Genomic DNA, 1,014 nt, shown 5'->3' with positions numbered 1-1,014 from the left:
ATATAGCGCACCTCCAGCGCCGGTGTTTGCCGGTCCAGGGAGCGCGGCGCGGAAGGTAGGAACTGGCGCGGGAGTGATTATCGTTCCTGCACCACTGACGGTACAGAACGGCAGAACGGTAATGATTTGGCCGAACGGCAAGAAGGTTTGGATCGATGTGTCGCAGTTGACGCGCTGGCATTCGCTGAGCAATCCGCGGGCCATCTGTGAGCCTGCTCTGATGTCAAATGGCAGATACGGGTACAAGACCTCTAACTAGCCGAACCAGAAGATGTTGGCGGCCTCTTGTTTGCTCCCGCGAGGCCGTCCTGACCGCTAGACGTGTTGGAGGTTAGCGGCCAGCACGCGATCAGCTGTTCGCCGAGACGCGAGTGATCAGAGTGCCATCAAGAATCGAAAGATGCTTTCGCCGTGGGCCGGGATTGGCAACATGGACAGCGACCAGCACCTCGAGCCATTTCGCGACGGAGGAATCGATTTCGCTTTCGCAGCCCAGCCATCGCCTGATCGTCGTGCGGTGCTCGCCGGTGCGCCGGGCGAGTTCTCGCTCGGACCAGCCCAGGATGATGAGGCAGAGCGACAGACGATAGGGAGACATCGGCAGCGCCGGAACGTGTCCAATTTGGCCACAAGACGCTCCCGCTGGGATGTGTCCATTTTGGCCACACGACCCTCTCGGAATCGAGGGCGCTGGCGAATGACTATGTTCTGTCTCTGCGCGCAGGTCCACACTGACGATCTGATCCATTGACCGAGCATCGAAGATTTCGGTGCGAACGACGACACCCGTCTCGTTGTTCGCACCGCATTATCCCACCGTGCACCACATAAGATGACGTGGGGACGGTATGGTCGATGAGAGTGGCACTGCGCCACGAGGTGGCCCCAGGCGTACTACGTTTGTGGATGAGGATACGCGGACGAAGTTTGGCGAATTCAAAGCGGCGATCACTGCCGCAAGGGCCAGAGCTCCGTCGCGCGCTCACTGTCAGCGCTAGGCGTTCCCGCGAGAGA

The 1,014-nt window shown here is 59.9% G+C and carries 2 protein-coding genes; both read right to left on the bottom strand.

Going from position 1 to position 1,014, the window contains the following annotated elements; all coding sequences use genetic code 11:
- Positions 1-204 (bottom strand): hypothetical protein (locus tag GSQ92_RS30080; RefSeq protein ID WP_216856777.1); only part of this gene is annotated, 204 nt, incomplete at its 3' end.
- A gap of 145 nt (positions 205-349) precedes the next feature.
- Positions 350-598 (bottom strand): hypothetical protein, encoded by a 249-nt coding sequence (locus GSQ92_RS07495; protein WP_159013273.1) that lies wholly within the window; start codon positions 596-598, stop codon positions 350-352.
- Positions 599-1,014: the final 416 nt, after the last annotated feature.

The sequence above is a fragment of the Acidisoma sp. S159 genome (assembly GCF_009766125.1).
GTDB lineage: Bacteria > Pseudomonadota > Alphaproteobacteria > Acetobacterales > Acetobacteraceae > Acidisoma.
This window is presented reverse-complemented; position numbering and strand designations above follow the sequence as displayed.